This window comes from Streptomyces rubellomurinus, from assembly GCF_000961885.1.
GTDB classification, from domain to species: domain Bacteria; phylum Actinomycetota; class Actinomycetes; order Streptomycetales; family Streptomycetaceae; genus Kitasatospora; species Kitasatospora rubellomurina.
The window spans coordinates 1-15,876 of the sequence record NZ_JZKH01000083.1; the positions used below are offsets into that span (position 1 = coordinate 1).

The window sequence follows — 15,876 nt, forward strand, 5'->3', positions numbered from 1 at the left end:
CCCCCCCCCCCCACCCCCCACCCCCCACCCGGTCCTGCCAACGGCCGGACGAACAGGAAGCGGTTCCGGGCGCCCGCTCGACTCGAGCGGGCGCCCGGAAGAGTCGGGGCGGAATCTCAGATTTCTGCAGTGACGGCCGACACTCTTCTGTGAGTGGCCATCACGTTGGCCAGCGCCTGCTTGTCTGTGATCCATTCGGTGCCGCCGACAGAGATCGAATGTCGTACGGCGTCGAGGAGGGATTCGTCGGCCTCAGCGGGTTGAGTCAGGTGTGCCCGCATGTAGTGCTTGAAGAATGCGGGAAGTTGGTCCAGCCGGGTGCCGGTCTTGGCCCTCAGGGAGAGGAGCGGAAGGAACCACTCGTCGAAGCCATCTTTGATCTCCTGGGTGGCTCGGTAGGCCTCGTACAGCGGTTGCAGGCTTGCCGCGTGGTCGTACGGGAGGTGGCCGTGCAGGGTGTACTGAAGCCGGATGCCGTCGTGTTGGCGGAAGTGCTGGCCGTGGGCGGCGATGTGGTTGGCCGCGTTCTCGGTGACGGTCATGACGGCCGTGTCCGCTTTGTGTAGCCGGGCTGCGGCGAGGACGGTGGCGTGGATGCCGACCCGTGGGTCGAGGACGAGCCCGTTGAGGCCGAGCGGCGAGAGGTCGATGCCGTGGTGGCGGGTTCGGGAGAGGATCAGGCGCTGGGCGACGTTGGCGGCGGTGTGCTGGAGGTGCTTGGGCTGCTGGCGGTGGCTTGCGTGGATGTCGGAGCGGTCGAGGACGGGGCGGTCCTTCGCGTGTTCGGTGACGAGGTGGAGGCCGGTGCGGTCCTGGGTGTCGGTGCTGCCGCAGGCGTTGCAGGGGTGGCTGCCGGTGCCGGTCATGTGACCGCAGGCCCGACAGGTGGGGACGGTCTCGCGGCTGATGGTGAGGGCGCCGGCGCGAAGGTTGATCTCGATCATCTCCAGCGCGAGATTGGCGACCTCCACGTCGGTATCGGTCAGGGTGCCGCCCACCGGGGGCTGTCCGGACGGGTACTTGGCGGCAATCAGGTCGGCCTCGAACCGTTGGCGGGGGATCATCGGGCCCTCGGCCTGGCGGTGGCGGAGGTCTCCGGCGAGGGTCACGGTGTTCCACAGGTGGGGTGCGGGCGGTAAGCCCAGGATGGCGTTGAGAGCGGCGGCAAGGCGAATGCCCACGGCCTTGCCGGGGCGGGTGTCGAAGGTGAAGGGGCCGTTCTGGACGGGCCCGTTGAGGAACAGGTGTCGCACAGGCTCCTCCTAGATCGGCGGGGTGGTGGTTCCCGTCCGGGTGAACCGGCCGTCTCGCAGTTCGTAGTGGAGGATCGTGGCGTTGGGCATCTTGCCCTTCCGCTCCTCGGCGAGGACCTCGGGCAGGGTGCGGGCTTCGAGCAGGGATCGAAGGGCCACCGCGGCGGTCTGGTGGGTGAAGGCGACAACGGCGCGCGATTCCTGGAGTTCGGCCCGGGCGAGGGCGGCGAACTCGGCGGCCCGCTCGAGCACGCCCTCGGCGAGCGATTCGCCGCCGCCCGGCGCGGTCCAGATGTGCTTGCGCAGGCGGCGGTCCTCGGCGAGCTCGGGGTAGCTGTCGTAGAGCTCGCGCTTGGTCATGTAGGTGGCGTCGCCGTAGTGCTGCTCGTCCAGGAGCGCGGTCTCCAGAGGCCACCCGTTGGGGAGGTCGGGCAGGGCGATCGCGGCGGTGTCGATCGCCCGGCGGTATGTCGAGGTGTAGACGTGCGGCTCCGGGCCGACGATTTCCGGCAGGACGCCGGCCAGCCACTGGGCCTGCCGGAAGCCGCGGGGGGTCAGGCCGACGATGGTGCGGGAGATGGTGTGCGCGGCGGGTCCGCTGTAGGGGCGGGGGTCCTGGTAGAAGCCGTTGTACTTGTCGGCGTTCTCGACGGACTCTGCGTGTCGGACGACGAGCAGGGGCAAGACAAGGCTCCTATCCGGCGAGGTTGGCGACGTAGGAGCCGCTGACCGTCCAGGGGGTGAGTTCGATGCCGAAGCCGCTGTGGTCGCCGTCCTGGGTGTGGACGAGCTTGCCGGACAGGTGCACGGTGTCGCCGGATCGGAACGCACCGGTGTAGGCGCCGAGGTACGAGCGCATGTGGGTGATCCGGCGGGCGAAGGAGTCGGCCTCGTCGATGGTCGAGCTGAGGATGGTCCTGACCTTGATCCCGTACACGGCCGGGGTGGTGAGGCCCTCGGCGTGGTCGGTGATCTCCGCGAGGAGGGAGATCTCGCCGATCTCCTTGGAGGAGATCCGGGCGAAGGTCCTGTCGCGGTCGGAGCGGATGGGCTCGCAGTTGATGTGCGCGCCGACGCCTGCGGTCAGTCCTTGGAGCTTGCGGCGTTCCTGTTTCATGAGGGCGTCGAAGGAGCTGCCCTCCATGTACTTGGCCCGGCGGATGTACAGCCGGGTGAGGTCGTCCCCGTCGTAGGGCCGGATCAGGTCGGCCTGCTGGAACAGTTCCTGGGCGACGTGGTAGCCCTCCGGCCCGTAGCAGACCAGGTCGATGTCCGAGCGCTCGTTGAAGCAGCCGACGAGAAAGGAGCCGGTGACGCCGATCAGGCCCTGGGCGCCGTTTGCAGTGATCCACTCGGTGATCGCCAGGAGGTCCTTGCCAGCCGAGTTGTCGGCGACCGCGCCGGGCTCCTTGTGGATGGCGGTGAGCGCCTGGCGGCAGGAGTAGTGGACGGCCACGTCCTCGCGCGGGATTCCGGTGATGACACAGCCGAGGGTGTCGGAGTAGACGTAGCACTCCGGCCTGCCGGCCAGGATGCCGAAGGACTTCGACACGACGCTGTTCTGCCGGTAGGTCTGGCCGAACAGCCGCCGGTCGCCCTTCTCGTCGGGGTGGTACTTGACGTAGCCGAGGTAGTGGCTGCCGGGGTGGCTGTCGCCGATGACCTTGAAGACGACTCCGTGGTGGTCCAACAGGTAGTCGCGGTCGCGGACGGTGGGGACCGGCCTACCGGTGTTCAGCGGTGAACCGTTCCAGAGTGGGGAAGACACCGGTGTCGATCGTGTCGGACGACTCATACTGATCGAGTCCCATCGTGAACAGGGTGCGGCGGTACTGCCACTTGATGTGCTTGTCGTGCCGCGCGGGGTCGGTGGGCCGCATGAGGGCGAGGAAGAAGAAACACTTGACCATCAGGAAGTCGCCCAGGTGCTCGCTCACCCGCTTCTCGACCAGGGATGCGGTGGTCCCGTCGAGCGCGGCGATGTAGGCGGCGCGCTGTTCCGGGCTGATCGTGTAGCCCTTGCCGCCGCCCTTGAAGGCCACGATGTCGAGCGCGGGGTAGACGTCGTAGCCGAGCGGGATCGGTCCGTGGTGCTGCCAGTCGATGACCCCGGCCTGCAGGACGTTGGGCAGGCCGTAGTCCAGGTGCCCGTGCGCCATCGGCAGTTGTGCCAGCCGGTCGAGGGCGTGCTTGACCGCCGCGTGGACTCGCGGGGTGTCGAAGTCCGGGTTCTCCTCGAAGACCTCGGCCGCGAAGGCGGCCTTCTCGAACCACGGCATGGCGGGGAGGGGGTGCCTCGCCTGGGCCTGCAGGAGCTTCGATGCCACGGCAGCCGCCGTACTGATGACCTGACAGCTGACCTGACCGTCCCGCTTGGCGTCGGCCATGGCTTCCTCGTGCAACGAGGTCTCGCCGATGGCTCGCTCGACGACGAAGTAGCCCTCGTCCTCAAGCCCGCTGTCGACGATCTCCGGGACGGGATAGCCGAGGCCGACGGCCAGCTGCTGAAACTCGGTCTCTGCCCGCAGGTCCTCGCCACCGGTCCGCTTGTAGAGCAGGCCATCCGCCGATCGCCACACAGCGCCTTGGGTGGCGGTTCTGTCCTTCACGAACTCCCAGTCGCTCATCCATCCGTCCTTCCGTGGCGCCGAGTTTGAGAGGATCGTGTCGCAGCATTCGAGGACCGCGTCACCGCGTACGTGGACGGCTCAGGGACGTCCTGGAACGCTTTCCAGCAGAGCAAGGAGGTCCGCCGTGTCCGACAGGTCCGGGAGGACCACGGGAGCACCCGCTGCCTCCAGCTCGGCCCGGTCGTGGATGCCGGAAGCCACCGCGATGATCCCGCAGCCGGTGGTGAGGGCTGCCTCGACGTCCCGTGGCGTGTCGCCGATCAGGACGACCGGTGTGCCGCTGGGCAGTCCGCGGTGGCGGTGAACACGCCGGCGTGCGACGGCTACCAGGTCGGCACGCTGCTCGGCGTCGGCGCCATAAGCGCCGACGCCGAGATCCAGCAGCGGATCGAGATCGAAAGCTGACAGCTTCACGCGGGCATTCGCCGCGATGTTGCCGGCCAGTACCGATGACACCCAATCGGTCTGGTTGCGCGCGGCCTTGAGGGCGTCGCGCACACCCGCAAGTGCCATCCCGCGTCGACGCAGTTCGCCGAAGTGTTCCTGGCCGGCCCGGGCGAGGGCGGCTTCGGTGATCGGCCAGTCGGGCTCCGGGAGATCGTGTCTGCGGAACATGTCGCGCATGATCAAGCGGTCCGTACGGCCCTCCGTCGACGCTTGCACGGTTGCTGGGGCATCGGTCAACGAGGCGAATGCGGCAGCGTAGATCTCCTTGCTCACCCCGGCGTTCTCGATGAGCGTGTGGTCGATATCCCACAGGACGATGAGCTGCATGCCGACAGAGTAGACATCTTGTCGGGCCGTCAGCTCCGGCGAAACGACCCACAACGTCCTTGCGCGGCCGTGCCGCGCTCGGCTTGTATGGCCTCCGTGAACGAGCGACTTCACTCCGTACTCGCTCAGCGAGGCGTGGAGCCAAAGATGCTCGCCGAAGCCTGCGAAGTGGACCCCAAGACCGTGGGTCGCTGGCTCGGCGGACGCTTGCCCCACCCGAGGCACCGCTTCCGTGCCGCCCGGCTCCTGCGGGTGGAGGAGAGCTTCCTCTGGCCGGACCCGCAGCCCCGTGCAGGGCGGGGGACCGGAGGGTTGGGCACCGAGCTCATCGGTACCCACCAGAACCGGGCCAGCGTGCCTCGCGAGACCTGGCTGACCCTGCTGCAGGAGGCCCGGCAGCGGATCGACGTGCTCGTCTTCTCCGGGACGTTCTTCGCCCAATCCAATCCGCACGTCGCCAAGATGTTGGCCGAACGGGCCGGCCGTGGCGTTCGAGTGCGGCTGTGCTTCGGAGATCCGAGCGGGCGTGCGGCCGCGACCAGAGGCCGCGAGGAGGGCATCGGCGACACCCTCGCGGCCAAGATCCGAGCCTCCCTCACCTACTACCGCTGTCTACTCCCAGAAGAGGGCTGCGAGGTGAGGCTTCACGACACCACCCTGTACAACTCCCTCTTCCGCTATGACGACAACCTGCTGGTCAACCCGCACATCTTCGGCCAGCCGGCCAGTGCCAACCCCCTGCTCCACCTCAAGCGAGTGGACACCACCGGCTGGTTCGACAACTACGCTCAGAGCTTCGAAGCAGTCTGGGCCCACGCGCGGCCCTGGATGCCCGACCAGGAGGGGACCGCCGCAGATGGGCAGGACTGAGTACTACAACGACCCCAACGCCCCCAAGGCCAACACCCTTATCCCTGCAAGCAATCTGCTCGTCGTCGACGACTCCGGTGCCATCCTGTTGCAGCGCCGCCGGGACACGGGACAGTGGGCGTTGCCCGGCGGCGCCCAGGACATCGGCGAGACCGCCGCCGAGTGCGCGGTGCGCGAGTGCGTGGAGGAGACCGGCATCCAGGCCGAGATCACCGGCTTCCTCGGCGTCTACACCAACCCGAACCACATCGTCGCCTACACCGATGGCGAGATCCGCCAGCAGTACGAGAACACCTACATCGGCCGCCCGGTCGGCGGCGAGCCCACGATCAACGACGAGGCCGATGGCGTCCGCTTCGTTCAGCCCGCTGACCTCGGCCAGTACGACATCCACCCCAGCATGCGCCAGCAGATCGGCGACTACCTCGCCGGCACCTACCCCCGCCTCGACTGAGCCGCCAGCGACGCCTCCACCCGTTCAACCGCCGCGAAGATCCCCGGCGACGCCCGACCGATGAACCGCCCCACCACGCTCTCCGCCCCGTAACGGCTGAGGATCTCCGCAACGCGTGCCTCGGCGGTGGTCGGGCTACCGGCGGGTGTCGTCGTCATGTCGCACCACACCAGGGAGTCGACCAATCGCTGGTCCTCCAGCAGCGGGAACTCGACCTCCAGCACTTCTCGGAGACCGCGCTCCTCGGCTTCGAGCAGCGCGAACGAGTGGTTCGCCACCAACCGCGTGAGCTGGTCATCGGCCCCATGGACGTCACGGAGGAACCGCGCACCATCGAGTGGGTGGAACCCTGTTGTCGCCACTCCCGGTGCGTAACCAACATCGTGGAGCAGAGCGGCACAGGTGAGGAGTCGGGTCTGATGGCCGAGAACTCGTTCGAGGCGGACCGCTCGCTCTGCCACGCCCTGAGTGTGTGACCAGCGTCGTGGCAGCGACTCGGCAAGCTGGTTCATCGCCAGCGTTCTTGCCCATGAGGTCGGCTCTTCGCTCATGGGCTCATGGTTCCCGTGCTGAGTACCTGTACGCGCGCAGCAGCCAGATCGGCTGCCCCGGGCCCGCCGCGAACCTTCGCGGCGGGCCCGAAGCGTTGAGGGCGTGAACTACTGGGCCAGATGGTCGAATTCGCCTGCCTGGATGCCGCGTAGGAGGGCGCGGAGTGAGGCGGGCGTGGTGGTGAGGATGACGTCGGGGTCATCGCTCTCGCGGATCCTGAGGGTGCAGTCGGTGAGTGCTGAGACGTATATGCAGTTGGCGGCGTCGCCGCTGAATGAGGACTTCTGCCAGTCGTGAACGGCCATGGTCGGTCCTCTCTTAGGCGCTCTGGGCGATACGGCGGATGAGGTCGCGGGATGCATCAGGCTCGAGCGCACTTGTCGCCAACCGATCCATCACAGCTCGATATTTGATCAACTGCGGCTCGGTGTCGATGAACTCGGACCTGTCTCCATCAACCTGGACACTGTCCAATCGTGCAACCTCGGCGTTGAAGTACACGATCCCGGCCCCGGAACTGGGGTAGCTGCCGGTGCCGAACGGGATCACCCTCAGGTCGATGTGAGGTTGCTCGCTCATGGTCACCAGGTGTTCCAACTGCTCCCGGGCGACCTTCGGACCGCCGAAGCCCATGCGCAAGGCGGCCTCGTGGACGACGGCGGACAGCGGGATCGGTTGTTCGCCGTAGAGCACTCCCTGTCGCTTGATGCGGTGGGAGACGAGATGTTCCACTTCCGGCGGCGAGAGGGGTGGGACGACATCTCGGAAGAGTGCGCGAGCGTGTTCCGGGGTCTGGAGGAGTCCCGGGACGTGAATGGCTGAAGCGATCCGCATCGATTGCGCGTGGTGCTCGAGTTCGGCCAGGTCGAGGGCTCCGGCCGGGAGGATCTCGCGGTACTCCTCCCACCAGCCACGGGTGCGGCCGCCCGTCATGCGGGTCAGCGCGTCGATCAAGGTGTCATCCACGCAGCCGTAGAGACGGGCCAAGGTCCGCACCCGGTCCGCGCTCACCGGGTATCCGCCGGATTCGATGTTGCTGATCCGGGACTGCGGGGTGCCGTGCAGCTCCCCGGCTCGCGTGACCGACAGCCCTGCCTGCTCGCGCAACCGGCGCAGCTCCGCGCCGAGTCGCCGCTGCCGGATGCTCGGCGGGGTCTTGCTGGGCGGCATCCGCTGACTCCTCGCTCTCGACCGCCGACGTAGCCGACCGTCACCCTTGGGAGTGGGTGATGATACGAATTCCTCGGAGGCGGTGGACTACATACTACCGACTGGCTACTTTTGATCCTGCGTCAGGGACGATCGCTGCCCGTGGTGGCGGCAGCGCAGCGTCCAACTCCCGTTCACGTAGGAGATTTCCATGACTGCTGCGCCGTCGCAAAACCCCCTTCCGAACAAGGTCTCGATGCCGTTCGAGCAGGAGCTGTGCGGGCTCGTGCTCGACAGTGCGCCCCGGCTGTTCGCCGTCGTCCAGGTGTGTGGCGAGGGGCGTGAAGACGCCGATGGGTGGGTCGTGGCCTGGGGGCTCGCCGACGAGGACGGGCGCGCGCACGTGATCGGGATCGACGGGCGGACGCGGATGACCCTCGCGTCGCCCGAGCGCGTCCTCCGGCACTTCGGGCGGCGGCCGGGGGTCAGTGCGCGGCTGGTGTGGCTCGCGGAGCCGGGTGGCGCCGCGTTGGACCGGGGCGAAGCGGCCTGACGTCGGCCGTCGCTACCGCCCTGTGCTGTCGTCGCGCCATCGGATCGCTATCCGTGGCTCCTTCGGGGGCCTGATAGGGCCCGGATAGCTGTCCCCGGGATGGTGTGTCCTGCGGGGGAACAGGCACGGCGACAGGGGGCAGGTCCGATGGGGTACGCGACGGTGGAGATCGACGAGCGGGACTGTCTCGTCGCCTTCGGCGACGCCGACCTGGTGGCGCTGGCCGCCGACGCGCTGCGGCGCAGCGCGCTCGGAGCCGACCAGCCGGACGCACGGCGGGGGAGCCGGCTGGCGGCGACCGAGCATCCGGAGCGGGTGATGCTGCACGACGAGCGGGTGGGTGGGGTCTGCCTGCTGCCGCGTGCCGTGCTGCGCTCGCTGGCGGTGGCCGCGATGGCCGCCCTGGCCGCCAGGGAGTTGCTGGCGGCCCGGGTGGCCACCGCGGCGGTGATCGGCACCGGAGCCCCGGTCGCCGGGTTGCTGACCGCGCTGGTCAACCACGTGGTGAACCTCGGCGAGGTCGCGCTGTGGCCGTCGCACGGCGAGCAGGGCTGGCCGACGCCGAAGCTGACCGCGCACGCCGCCGACCGGGGGCTGATGCTGTCCCGGCCCGTCGAACTCGAACGGGCGCTGCTCGGTACCGATCTGGTGGTGCTCGCCCCCGGGTTGCCGGAGGCCACCTACCGGAAGGTGGAGCTGGGGATGCTGGCCCGCGGAGCGGTGCTGATCAACGCCACCGGCGAGCAGCCGGCCGAGTCGTTGACCCGCGCGGTCGGCCGGATCCTGGTCGACGATCTGTCGGCGGCCAGGGAGCGGACTGCCGTGCCGGTCCGGGCCGGCTACCGGGTCGCGCCCGAGCCGATGGCGCTCGGCGAGCAACTGTGCCGGCCGCGCGCGGGTTGGGAGTTCGCCGGTGAGAGCGTCCTGGTGGACCTGCGCGGCGTGCCCGGCCTGGAGGTCGCGCTCGCCAGCCGGCTGTACGAGATCGCGCTGGTGCGGGGCCTCGGCGTCGTCCGGCACGGACTGCTCGGCTCGAAGGGAGGACAGCTGTGCGCACCGACACCCGGGATGAACTGACCACCGCCGGCACGATCCGCCGCTGCGTCGCCGCCGGCTGCGGGCGCGACCCCGAGGGCGGTGAGCCGCAGCCGCGCCCGGCCGACGCCGGGACCCTGCTGTGCCGCCCCTGCCGCAACCGGGTGCACCACCAGCTCGGCCGCCTCCCGCGGCTGTACCGGGAGAGCGACCGGCTGCTGAACGCCCAGGCGAAGCAGGTCGAAAGGGTTTCCGGCGGCCGCAACATCGGAATTCCGCTGAACGGCGCCGCGGTCGACGCCCGGGCCGACGTCCGGGGATTCCTGGCCGCCTGGTCGCAATTGATCGTCGACGAGCGCGAGGTTTCCGCACCGGCCCGAACGGTGCCCGCGATGGCGGAATTCCTGCTGCGTCACCAGAACTGGATCGACCGGCACGAGGCGGTCGGTGAATTCACCGCCGAGCTGTTCCGGGCGTTCGCCCGGCTGCAGCGGCTGGAAACCGCGGTGCCGACCCGCCGGATCACCGTCTCGCGCTGCCCGGAGGACGGCTGCCCGGGCGAGCTGGAGGCCGTCCTGCGCCCGCAGGACTCCCGGACCGGCTCGCAGATCCGCTGCACTCACACCAAGGAGCACACATGGGCCACGGAACAATGGAGCAGTCTGCGCCGGCCGAGGAGGGCTTCCGCGTCGGTGACATCGTGACGCTCTGGAAGGTGCCCAGCGGCACCGTCTACTGGCTCGCCAACAAGCACTCCTGGCGCCGCTACAAGGTCTGCGGCCGGGTGCACTACCACCCGCAGGACGTCCTCGACACCCTCGGCTGAACACCTTAAGAAACGCCTTCTGCCGACTGTCTCCAGAGAAATCAGGAGATGGTCGGCCGGAGGCGTTTTTCTCTTTATCAACCCCCCCTTCAAAAACTCCCGAAAACCGGTCTTGACAAATTCCGGCCCAGCCAAGAAGCTTCTCCCAGGGTTGGTGAAGTGTGCCCAACCGGGGCTCCGGAACTTCTTTTCGAGCCGAGTGATCCCCCCTCCGCGGATCGCACCTTTCGCTTCCTTGTGCAAGGAGTGGCATGACCGTCTTCATGTTTCCCGGCCTCGGTGACCATTACCTCGACATGGGCCGGGACCTCTACCGCGAGTTCCCGGTGTTCCGGGCCGAGCTGGACCGCTGTGCCGAGCTGCTGGAGCCCGAGCTCGGGCTCGACCTGCGCACCGTCCTCTTCAGTGCGGAGCCGGCCGAGCAGAAGCCCGCCGAGGGCCTCGACCTGCGCCGGATGCTCGGCCGCGACGAGCGCGAGGAGAGCGCGCAGGAGCAGCGGCTGAACCGCACCGAGGTGGCCCAGCCCGCGCTGTTCGCCGTCGAGTACGCGCTGGCCAAGCTGTGGGCGTCCTGGGGCGTCGAGCCCGAGGCGATGATCGGCTACAGCCTCGGCGAGTACGTGGCCGCCTGCCTGGCCGGCGTGCTGTCGCTGGAGGACTCGCTCACCCTGGTCGCCCGCCGCGCCAAGTTGATCGAGGCCTCGCCGGCCGGCCGGATGCTCGCCGTGATGCTGCCGGAGGAGGAGCTGGCGGGCCTGCTCGGCGAGCGGCTGTCGCTGTCGGCCGTCAACGGCCCCGAGTTCTGCGTGGTCGCCGGCCCCGCCGAGGACGTCCAGCAGCTGCACGACCGGCTGCGCGTCGAGGGCGTGGTCACCCGTCCGGTGCGTTCCACGCACGCCTTCCACTCCGCGATGATGCGCCCGCTGGTCGAGCAGGTCACCGCGCTGGCCGCCGGGCTCACGCTGAACGCGCCGACGATCCCGTACGTCTCCAACGTGACCGGCACCTGGATCACCGACGCGCAGGCCACCGACCCGGGCTACTGGGCCGAGCACCTGGTCAGCCCGGTGCGGTTCGCGGACGGCCTGCGCGAGCTGGGCGACGGGCGGCAGCTGCTGGAGGCCGGCCCCGGGCAGACCCTGAGCAGCCTGGCCGCCGCCGTCCGGGGCGGTTCGGCCGGTGTGGTCGCCTCGATGCGGCACCCGCTGGAGCGCCGGGACGACGCCGAGGTGCTGCGCCAGGCGCAGGCGAAGCTGGCCGGCGAGGAGAGGACCGAAGCCCCCGACGCCGGACTGTCCGACACCGAGCGCACGCTGACCGAGATCTGGGCCAAGCTGCTGCCGGTCGACGAGATCCCGGTCGACGTCAGCTTCTTCGAGACCGGCGGCAACTCGCTGCTCGCCACCCGCCTGCTGCTGCGCGTCTCGCGCGCCTTCGACGTCGAGCTGGCGCTCCGTCAGGTGTACGAGACGCCGACCGTCGCCAAGCTCGCCGCCGTCATCGACGCCCGCCGCAGCGGCACCGAACTCGCCGTCGACGCCGCGTCCTCGGAGACCGGCAGCGCCGAGCGCCCGCGCTTCCAGCTGCCGAACGGCCTCTGGGTCACGCACCAGAACGAGGCCGAGACCAGGCACTTCTACGAGGACATCTTCGACCACCGCACCTACGCCAAGCACGGCATCACCATCACCGACGGCGCCACGGTGGTCGACGTCGGCGGCAACATCGGCCTGTTCACGCTGTTCGCGCACTACGAGGCCAAGGACGTCAAGGTCTACACCTTCGAGCCGGCCCCGCCGATGTTCGAGCTGCTCAGCCGCAACGTCGCCGACCACGGCGTGAACGCCACGCTGATCAACGCGGGCGCCTCGGACGCCGAGGGCACCGCCGAGTTCACCTTCTACCCGCGCAGCTCCGGCATGTCCTCGTTCCACCCGGACGAGGCCGAGGAGAAGCACAACCTGCGCACGATCATCGCCAACCAGCGCGAGGCCGGCGCCGCCGACGAGATCGACCAGCTCGGCGCGTACGCCGAGGAGCTGATGGACGTCCGCTTCGAGGCGATCCCGTTCACGGCGACGCTGCGCCCGCTGAGCGCGGTGATCCGCGAGCAGGGCATCGAGCGGATCGACCTGATCAAGATCGACGTGCAGAAGAGCGAGCACCAGGTCATCGCCGGCATCGCCGACGAGGACTGGCCGAAGATCCGGCAGATGGTGCTGGAGGCGCACGACGGCGACGGCCGCGTGGCCCGGCTGACCGAGCTGCTGACCGGCCACGGCTTCACCGTGCTCGCCGAGCAGGACGAGCTGTACCGCGGCACCGACATCTTCAACATCTACGCCACGCGTGGCGAGAGCCGCTAGGAGCAGACATGGAAGCAGAGATGGAATTCGCGACCGTCGGCGTCGTGGGCGCCGGTGTCATGGGCGTCGGGGTCGCGCAGAACCTCGCGCAGACCGGCCACCGGGTCGTCCTGGTGGACGTCTCCGAGGCGGTGCTGGACCGCGCCAGGGCCGAACTGCGCACCAGCCTGCGGTCGTTCCGGCTGCTCAACCCGGGCAGCAGGGTCGACCCGGCGGAGGTGCTGGGCCGGATCGAGTTCACCCTCGACTACCAGCGCCTGGCCGACGCCGACTTCGTGGTCGAGAACACCACCGAGGACTGGGCGGTCAAGGAGGAGGTCTACCGCCGGATCGACGCGATCTGCCGCCCCGAGGTGGTCTTCGCGGTGAACACCTCGGCGATCTCCATCACCCGGGTCGGCTCGGTCACCGGCCGGCCCGAGCGGGTCGTCGGCATGCACTTCATGAACCCGGTGCCGATGAAGCCGATGGTCGAGGTGATCCGCGGCTACCACACCACGCCCGAGACCATCGACACCGCGACCCGCTTCCTGGCCGGGATGGGCAAGGAGCGCATCGTCGTCGAGGACGTCCCCGGCTTCGTCTCCAACCGCGTCCTGATGCTCACCATCAACGAGGCGGTCTTCCTGGTGCAGGACGGCGTCGCGAACGCGGAGGACATCGACCGGATCTTCCGCACCTGCTTCGACCACAAGATGGGCCCGCTGGCCACCGCCGACCTGATCGGCCTGGACACCATCCTCAAGTCCGTCGAGGTGCTCTACGAGAGCTTCAACGACGACAAGTACCGGCCCGCCCCCCTGCTCAAGAAGATGGTCGCCGCGGGCCTGCTCGGCCGCAAGAGCGGCCAGGGCTTCCACAGCTACCACTGACAAACCCTCCCCGCCACACGACAGGACAGGACCCGCAACCATGGCCACCGACGCCAAGGCCCGGATCGCCCACTACCTCTCCGGCTTCTTCCCGGTGACGGACCTCAAGGACGACGACGACCTCTTCGCGCTGGGCTTCGTCAGCTCGATGTTCGCGATGCAGCTGGTCACCTTCGTCGAGCACGAGTTCGACGTGGTCGTCGAGAACGAGGACCTGGAGCTCGACAACTTCCGCTCGATCGGCGCCCTGGAGGCGTTCGTCGGCCGCAAGCTGGCCGCCACCGCCGCGTCGTGAACGGCCTGCTGACCGACGACCAGCGAAGCGCCCTGGAGGAGTTCCGGGCCTTCGCCGACGCCGAGATCGCCCCGCACGCCGACCCGGCCCACCGCGCCCAGCGCACCGAGCCGGCCGTCGTCAAGGCGCTCGCCGACACCGGCTGGATGGGCCTCGCCATCCCCGCCGAGTACGGCGGCCTCGGCCGCGACGCCGTCCAACTCGGTCTGCTGGCAGGCGAACTGGGCCGCGCCTGCTCCTCGATCCGCAGCCTGCTGACCGTGCACACCATGGTCGCGCACGCGATCGGGCGCTGGGGCAGCCGGGAGCAGCGCGAGCGCTGGCTGCCCCGGCTCGCCACCGGCGAGCTCACCGCCGCGCTGGCCGTCTCCGAGCCCGGCGCCGGCAGCGACATGGCCGCCGTCGCCACCGCCCTCACCCGCGAGGGCGAGGGCTGGCGGCTGGACGGCCACAAGAAGTGGATCACCTACGGCGAGACGGCCGACCTCCTGCTGGTGGTCGGCCGCTCCGCCGAGGGCCCGACCGCCGTCCTCGTGGAGCGCGGCACCCCGGGCCTGCGCACCGCGCTGATCACCGACCTGATCGGCATCCGCGCCTCGATGACCGCCGACGTGTGGTTCGACGGCTGCGCCGTCCCCGGCGAGAACCTGCTCGGCCGCCCCGGCCTCGGGGTCTCGCACGTGGCCGGCGCGGCCCTGGACCTCGGCCGCTACACCGTCGCCTGGGGCAGCGTCGGCATCCTCGACGCCTGCCTGGCCGCCTCCGTCGACTACGCCGGGCGCCGCGAGGCCTTCGGCGCGCCGATCAAGGAGCACCAGCTGGTCCGCCGGATGGTCAGCACGATGTACGCGGACCGGCAGGCCGCCCGGCTGCTCTGCCTGGAGGCCGGCCGGCTGCGCGACGCCCGCGACCCCGGCGCCCTGGCCGCCGCCTCGACGGCCAAGTACTTCGCCTCCACCGCCGCCGTCCGGGCCGCCTCGGACACCGTGCAGATCCACGGCGCCAACGGCTGCGGCCCCGACTACCCGGCGCAGCGCCTGCTCGGCGACGCCAAGGTCATGGAGGTCATCGAGGGCAGCACCCAGCTCCACCAGACCGGCCTGGCCGAGTACGCGTTCCAGGAGTCCGCCCGGGCCCGCCGCCCGCACGCGGACGCGGTGACGGCCGACGCAGTGAGGAGAGACCGATGACGGTGAAGTGCGTGGTGTGGGACCTCGACCACACCCTGTGGGACGGGATCCTGCTGGAGGACGGCGAGGTCACCGTCCGCCCGGCCGTGCTGGACGTGATCCGCACCCTCGACGAGCGCGGCATCCTGCACTCGGTCGCCAGCCGCAACGACCACGACGCCGCCTGGGCCAAGCTGGTCGAGCTCGGCGTCGCCGAGTACTTCCTGCACCCGCAGATCGGCTGGGGCAGCAAGTCCGAGGCGGTCGCCGAGATCGCCCGCCGGCTGAACATCGGCATCGACACCCTGGCCTTCGTCGACGACCAGCCCTTCGAGCGGGACGAGGTCGCCTTCGCGCACCCCCAGGTGCTCTGCATCGACGCCGCCGAGGCCGCTTCGATCCCCGAACTGCCCCGGATGAACCCGCGGTTCGTCACCGCCGACTCGCGCGCCCGGCGCCACCTGTACCAGGCGGACGAGCAGCGCAAGCAGGCCGAGCAGGGCCACCGGGGCACCTCCGAGGAGTTCCTGGCCAAGCTCGCCATGCGGTTCACCATCGCGCCCGCCCAGGAGGACGACCTCCAGCGGGCCGAGGAGCTGACCGTCCGCACCAACCAGCTCAACGCCACCGGATACACCTACTCCTACGAGGAGTTGGACGCCTTCCGCAGCTCGCCCGACCACGACCTGCTGGTCGCCGAGCTGGAGGACGTCTACGGCGGCTACGGCACCATCGGCCTCGCCCTCGTCGAGCGCGGCGCCGAGGCGTGGACGGTCAAGCTGCTGCTGATGTCCTGCCGGGTGATGGCCCGCGGCGTCGGCGCCGTCCTGCTCAACCACCTGATCCGGCAGGCGCATTCGGCCGGCGTGCGGCTGCGGGCCGAGTTCGTCCCGACCGACCGCAACCGGACGATGTACATCACCTACAAGTTCTCCGGGTTCCGCGAGCTGGAGCAGCGCGACGGGGTTTCCGTGCTGGAGAACGACTACTCGCGGGTCCAGGACGACCCGCCGTACATGACCGTCCTGGTCAAGGGCTGACGCGCCGCCCGCGAGGGGCACAGGGGACACGAGACGGA

Annotated in this window: 19 protein-coding genes; 11 read left to right on the forward strand and 8 right to left on the reverse strand. The window is 69.5% G+C overall.

Annotated features, from left to right (window positions below; all coding sequences use genetic code 11):
* Positions 1 to 116: 116 nt before the first annotated feature.
* The 5 genes from VM95_RS29870 to VM95_RS29890 form a co-directional block, all read right to left on the reverse strand.
* Positions 117 to 1,253 (reverse strand): hypothetical protein, encoded by a 1,137-nt coding sequence (locus tag VM95_RS29870; RefSeq protein WP_045702615.1) that lies wholly within the window; start codon positions 1,251 to 1,253, stop codon positions 117 to 119.
* A gap of 9 nt (positions 1,254 to 1,262) precedes the next feature.
* On the reverse strand, positions 1,263 to 1,937 hold the full coding sequence (locus VM95_RS29875; RefSeq protein WP_045702617.1) for a histidine phosphatase family protein: 675 nt from the start codon (positions 1,935 to 1,937) through the stop codon (positions 1,263 to 1,265).
* A gap of 10 nt (positions 1,938 to 1,947) precedes the next feature.
* The gene (locus VM95_RS29880) at positions 1,948 to 3,021 is read right to left on the reverse strand and encodes a hypothetical protein (RefSeq protein WP_244178997.1); all 1,074 of its coding nucleotides are present in this window, start codon (positions 3,019 to 3,021) and stop codon (positions 1,948 to 1,950) included.
* The gene (locus VM95_RS29885) at positions 2,978 to 3,880 is read right to left on the reverse strand and encodes a phosphotransferase (RefSeq protein ID WP_045702621.1); all 903 of its coding nucleotides are present in this window, start codon (positions 3,878 to 3,880) and stop codon (positions 2,978 to 2,980) included. Before VM95_RS29885 ends, VM95_RS29880 begins: the two co-directional genes overlap by 44 nt.
* Positions 3,881 to 3,961: 81 nt before the next feature.
* Entirely contained in the window at positions 3,962 to 4,657 is a 696-nt protein-coding gene (locus VM95_RS29890; RefSeq protein ID WP_045702624.1) for an HAD family hydrolase, read from the reverse strand.
* A gap of 96 nt (positions 4,658 to 4,753) precedes the next feature.
* Between VM95_RS29890 and VM95_RS29895 the strand changes: the two genes are divergently transcribed.
* Complete coding sequence (locus VM95_RS29895) at positions 4,754 to 5,527, forward strand: XRE family transcriptional regulator (protein ID WP_208615554.1); 774 nt, start codon at positions 4,754 to 4,756, stop codon at positions 5,525 to 5,527.
* Positions 5,514 to 5,981 carry an NUDIX hydrolase gene (locus tag VM95_RS29900; protein WP_045702628.1) on the forward strand — a complete coding sequence of 156 codons (468 nt, stop codon included), beginning with the start codon at positions 5,514 to 5,516 and terminating at the stop codon, positions 5,979 to 5,981. The genes VM95_RS29895 and VM95_RS29900 overlap by 14 nt, the downstream gene beginning before the upstream one ends.
* Here the strand turns inward: VM95_RS29900 and VM95_RS29905 are convergent.
* The 3 genes from VM95_RS29905 to VM95_RS29915 form a co-directional block, all read right to left on the reverse strand.
* Positions 5,963 to 6,532, reverse strand: coding sequence for an HD domain-containing protein (locus tag VM95_RS29905; protein WP_045702630.1), 570 nt, complete (start codon positions 6,530 to 6,532; stop codon positions 5,963 to 5,965). The two genes, VM95_RS29900 and VM95_RS29905, sit on opposite strands and share 19 nt — an antisense overlap.
* Positions 6,533 to 6,640: 108 nt before the next feature.
* Positions 6,641 to 6,838 (reverse strand): DUF397 domain-containing protein, encoded by a 198-nt coding sequence (locus tag VM95_RS29910; protein WP_045702632.1) that lies wholly within the window; start codon positions 6,836 to 6,838, stop codon positions 6,641 to 6,643.
* Positions 6,839 to 6,851: 13 nt separating this feature from the next.
* Positions 6,852 to 7,703 (reverse strand): helix-turn-helix domain-containing protein, encoded by an 852-nt coding sequence (locus tag VM95_RS29915; RefSeq protein ID WP_045702634.1) that lies wholly within the window; start codon positions 7,701 to 7,703, stop codon positions 6,852 to 6,854.
* A 190-nt stretch (positions 7,704 to 7,893) separates the two neighbouring features.
* Here VM95_RS29915 and VM95_RS29920 point away from each other — a divergent pair, with 190 nt between their 5' ends.
* The 9 genes from VM95_RS29920 to VM95_RS29955 all read left to right on the forward strand — a co-directional run bounded on the left by VM95_RS29920 (position 7,894) and on the right by VM95_RS29955 (position 15,838).
* Positions 7,894 to 8,235 carry a hypothetical protein gene (locus tag VM95_RS29920; RefSeq protein ID WP_244178998.1) on the forward strand — a complete coding sequence of 114 codons (342 nt, stop codon included), beginning with the start codon at positions 7,894 to 7,896 and terminating at the stop codon, positions 8,233 to 8,235.
* 147 nt (positions 8,236 to 8,382) lie between these two features.
* On the forward strand, positions 8,383 to 9,312 hold the full coding sequence (locus tag VM95_RS29925; protein ID WP_045702636.1) for a hypothetical protein: 930 nt from the start codon (positions 8,383 to 8,385) through the stop codon (positions 9,310 to 9,312).
* Positions 9,285 to 9,974: a hypothetical protein gene (locus tag VM95_RS42845; RefSeq protein ID WP_157882239.1), complete on the forward strand. Its 690-nt coding sequence runs from the start codon at positions 9,285 to 9,287 to the stop codon at positions 9,972 to 9,974. The genes VM95_RS29925 and VM95_RS42845 overlap by 28 nt, the downstream gene beginning before the upstream one ends.
* Entirely contained in the window at positions 9,971 to 10,096 is a 126-nt protein-coding gene (locus VM95_RS45325) for a hypothetical protein (protein WP_267884074.1), read from the forward strand. Before VM95_RS42845 ends, VM95_RS45325 begins: the two co-directional genes overlap by 4 nt.
* Positions 10,097 to 10,347: 251 nt before the next feature.
* A complete protein-coding gene (locus VM95_RS39250; RefSeq protein WP_052707659.1) occupies positions 10,348 to 12,462 on the forward strand; it encodes an FkbM family methyltransferase in 2,115 nt (704 codons plus the stop codon).
* A gap of 20 nt (positions 12,463 to 12,482) precedes the next feature.
* A complete protein-coding gene (locus VM95_RS29940) occupies positions 12,483 to 13,334 on the forward strand; it encodes a 3-hydroxyacyl-CoA dehydrogenase family protein (RefSeq protein ID WP_045702637.1) in 852 nt (283 codons plus the stop codon).
* A 40-nt stretch (positions 13,335 to 13,374) separates the two neighbouring features.
* Entirely contained in the window at positions 13,375 to 13,629 is a 255-nt protein-coding gene (locus VM95_RS29945; RefSeq protein WP_045702639.1) for a phosphopantetheine-binding protein, read from the forward strand.
* Positions 13,626 to 14,819, forward strand: a complete 1,194-nt coding sequence (locus tag VM95_RS29950; RefSeq protein ID WP_045702641.1) for an acyl-CoA dehydrogenase family protein — start codon at positions 13,626 to 13,628, stop codon at positions 14,817 to 14,819. The genes VM95_RS29945 and VM95_RS29950 overlap by 4 nt, the downstream gene beginning before the upstream one ends.
* On the forward strand, positions 14,816 to 15,838 hold the full coding sequence (locus VM95_RS29955; RefSeq protein WP_045702643.1) for an HAD-IIIC family phosphatase: 1,023 nt from the start codon (positions 14,816 to 14,818) through the stop codon (positions 15,836 to 15,838). The genes VM95_RS29950 and VM95_RS29955 overlap by 4 nt, the downstream gene beginning before the upstream one ends.
* Positions 15,839 to 15,876 lie beyond the last annotated feature (38 nt).

What these genes read in the sequence shown, in the direction of transcription:
- VM95_RS29885 (WP_045702621.1), bottom strand. Translation starts at nt 3,880, where the DNA reads ATGAGCGACTGGGAGTTCGTGAAGGACAGAACCGCCACCCAAGGCGCT.
- VM95_RS29890 (WP_045702624.1), bottom strand. Translation starts at nt 4,657, where the DNA reads ATGCAGCTCATCGTCCTGTGGGATATCGACCACACGCTCATCGAGAAC.
- VM95_RS29900 (WP_045702628.1), top strand. Translation starts at nt 5,514, where the DNA reads ATGGGCAGGACTGAGTACTACAACGACCCCAACGCCCCCAAGGCCAAC.
- VM95_RS29905 (WP_045702630.1), bottom strand. Translation starts at nt 6,532, where the DNA reads ATGAGCGAAGAGCCGACCTCATGGGCAAGAACGCTGGCGATGAACCAG.
- VM95_RS29910 (WP_045702632.1), bottom strand. Translation starts at nt 6,838, where the DNA reads ATGGCCGTTCACGACTGGCAGAAGTCCTCATTCAGCGGCGACGCCGCC.
- VM95_RS29915 (WP_045702634.1), bottom strand. Translation starts at nt 7,703, where the DNA reads ATGCCGCCCAGCAAGACCCCGCCGAGCATCCGGCAGCGGCGACTCGGC.
- VM95_RS29920 (WP_244178998.1), top strand. Translation starts at nt 7,894, where the DNA reads ATGACTGCTGCGCCGTCGCAAAACCCCCTTCCGAACAAGGTCTCGATG.
- VM95_RS29925 (WP_045702636.1), top strand. Translation starts at nt 8,383, where the DNA reads ATGGGGTACGCGACGGTGGAGATCGACGAGCGGGACTGTCTCGTCGCC.
- VM95_RS39250 (WP_052707659.1), top strand. Translation starts at nt 10,348, where the DNA reads ATGACCGTCTTCATGTTTCCCGGCCTCGGTGACCATTACCTCGACATG.
- VM95_RS29940 (WP_045702637.1), top strand. Translation starts at nt 12,483, where the DNA reads ATGGAATTCGCGACCGTCGGCGTCGTGGGCGCCGGTGTCATGGGCGTC.
- VM95_RS29945 (WP_045702639.1), top strand. Translation starts at nt 13,375, where the DNA reads ATGGCCACCGACGCCAAGGCCCGGATCGCCCACTACCTCTCCGGCTTC.
- VM95_RS29955 (WP_045702643.1), top strand. Translation starts at nt 14,816, where the DNA reads ATGACGGTGAAGTGCGTGGTGTGGGACCTCGACCACACCCTGTGGGAC.